General features: G+C 54.0%; 3 protein-coding genes. All 3 read left to right on the plus strand.

All coding sequences use genetic code 11. The features are described 5' to 3' along the window. On the plus strand, window positions 1-915 hold a 915-nt coding region (locus tag ABUA47_RS24255), incomplete at its 5' end, for a TolC family protein (protein WP_349832231.1). A 34-nt stretch (window positions 916-949) separates the two neighbouring features. Continuing rightward, entirely contained in the window at window positions 950-1,840 is an 891-nt protein-coding gene (locus tag ABUA47_RS24260; protein ID WP_035448614.1) for an HlyD family secretion protein, read from the plus strand. After that, the coding region (locus ABUA47_RS24265) for an ATP-binding cassette domain-containing protein (RefSeq protein WP_349832233.1) at window positions 1,818-2,150 on the plus strand (333 nt) is incomplete at its 3' end. The genes ABUA47_RS24260 and ABUA47_RS24265, both read left to right, overlap by 23 nt.

Below are 2,150 nucleotides of genomic sequence, written 5' to 3' on the forward strand. Positions count from 1 at the left end.
CGATTGACGCGTGCCGCCTCGGAAGTGGAACTGGAAAAACACCATGTAGACATGTATGCCTTGACTGACCGGGTGAACCAGCTCTTTTTCGGCATCCTGCTGTTGGACGAACAGCTGAAACAGAACAGCCTCTTGCAAGAAGATTTAGGAAGAACCCACAAGCAGGTAGCCGACTATATAGCCAATGGCATCGCCACCCTGAGCGACCTGGATGCAGTCAGCGTAGAGCAACTGAACACCAGGCAGCACCGTGTGGAATTGGAGACCACCCGCCGTGCATACCTCAGCATGCTTGCTGCCTTTACGGGCAAGGACCTCTCTTCCGAAACGGTTTTATTGAAACCGGCTGCCGAAGAAAACATAGACCGGCAGATGAACAACCGTCCCGAACTTCGTTGGTACGATGCGCAGGGAGAGCAACTCCACCAGCAGGAGGCAGCCTTGAACACCCGGTTGATGCCGCGTTTCGGCCTTTTTGTACAAGGGGCATACGGCAATCCGGGATTGAATATGCTGAAAGATGAATTCAACGCCTATTACATGGCGGGGGTGCGCATGTCCTGGAATTTCGGCAGTCTGTATACGTTGAAGAACGACCGCCGCAGGATAGACAATACCCGCCAACAGATAGAGACCGGCCGGGATGTGTTCCTTTTCAACATTCGCCTGCAGGCTACGCAGCAGGATGCGGGCATTGTATCCATGCGCCGCCAGATGGCGGATGATGACGAGATTATCCGTCTGCGTGGGAATATCCGCCGTGCAGCCGAGGCCAAGGTGCAGAACGGGACAATGACCGTGACCGATATGCTGCGGGAGATTACCAACGAAAGTATGGCACGACAGACCAAGGCATTGCATGAGGTGCAGTTGCTGATGAACATCTGGCAGCTGAAATATACGCTGAACAATTAATGACTATAATCCGTAATTTATAACTTGAAATAGTATGAAATCATTGAAATTATTTCCTTTTTTATTTCTCCTTGCCGCCTGTACCGGCGGTACTCCGAAATATGATGCGACGGGAACGTTCGAGGCTACCGAAGTCATCGTTTCTGCCGAGGCGTCTGGAAAACTGCTGAGTTTCGACATCGAGGAAGGCACGACACTGAAAGACGGGCAGGAGGTAGGCATTATAGATACCGTCCAACTCTATCTGAAGAAACTCCAGTTGGAGGCCAGTGTCAAGTCCGTGGAAGGCCAGCGGCCTGATATCCTGAAGCAAGTAGCCGCCACTCAGGAACAGATTGTGCAGGCACGGCGCGAGCGCGACCGTGTGTCCAACCTGCTCCGTGTGGGTGCCGCCAACCAGAAGCAACTGGATGATGCCGAGTCCCTTCTCGAAGTCCTCCGCAAGCAGCTCGACGCACAGAACTCCACCCTGCGCAACAGTGACCGGAGCCTGACGTGGCAAAGTTCCTCTGTCGGCATCCAGGTGGCGCAGATAGAAGACCAGTTGCGCAAATGCCACATCACCTCTCCGCTGACGGGAACCGTCCTTGCCCAATATGCCGAAGCCGGAGAACTGGCTGCTCCCGGCACCCCTCTTTTCAAAGTGGCGGATATGGAGCAGATTTACCTCCGTGCCTACATCACCTCCGAGCAGCTTGCCGAAATCAAGCAGGGGCAGCAAGTGAAGGTTTATGCGGATTATGGAAAGGAAGTGCGGAAAGAATACCCCGGCATCGTCACCTGGATTTCCGATACGTCCGAATTCACTCCAAAAACTATCCTGACGAAAGACGAGCGCGCCAATCTGGTCTATGCCGTAAAGATTGCCGTGAAGAATGATGGGATGCTGAAAATAGGAATGTATGGAGGCTGTAACTTTAACTAATATCTCCAAGCGTTACGGCAGCGTGGAAGCCCTGCGGGGTGTCTCTCTGTCAGTGGCTCCCGGTGAGCTTTTCGGCATCATCGGGCCGGACGGTGCGGGCAAGACATCGCTTTTCCGCATCCTCACCACTTTGCTGCTTGCCGACGGAGGCTCGGCTTCGGTCTGCGGTCTGGATGTGGTGAAGGACTACAAAGCCATCCGCAGGCGGGTGGGGTATATGCCCGGACGCTTCTCCCTCTATCCGGACTTGACGGTGGAGGAGAATCTCAATTTCTTCGCCACCGTCTTCCACACCACCATCGAGGAGAAT

It is taken from the genome of Bacteroides sp. RTP31139st1_H2_RTP31139_211217, from assembly GCF_040227615.1.
Taxonomy (GTDB): domain Bacteria; phylum Bacteroidota; class Bacteroidia; order Bacteroidales; family Bacteroidaceae; genus Bacteroides; species Bacteroides uniformis.

Excerpts from the sequence above, each read along its gene's own strand:
- ABUA47_RS24260 (WP_035448614.1), top strand. The coding sequence starts at position 950 with ATGAAATCATTGAAATTATTTCCTTTTTTATTTCTCCTTGCCGCCTGT.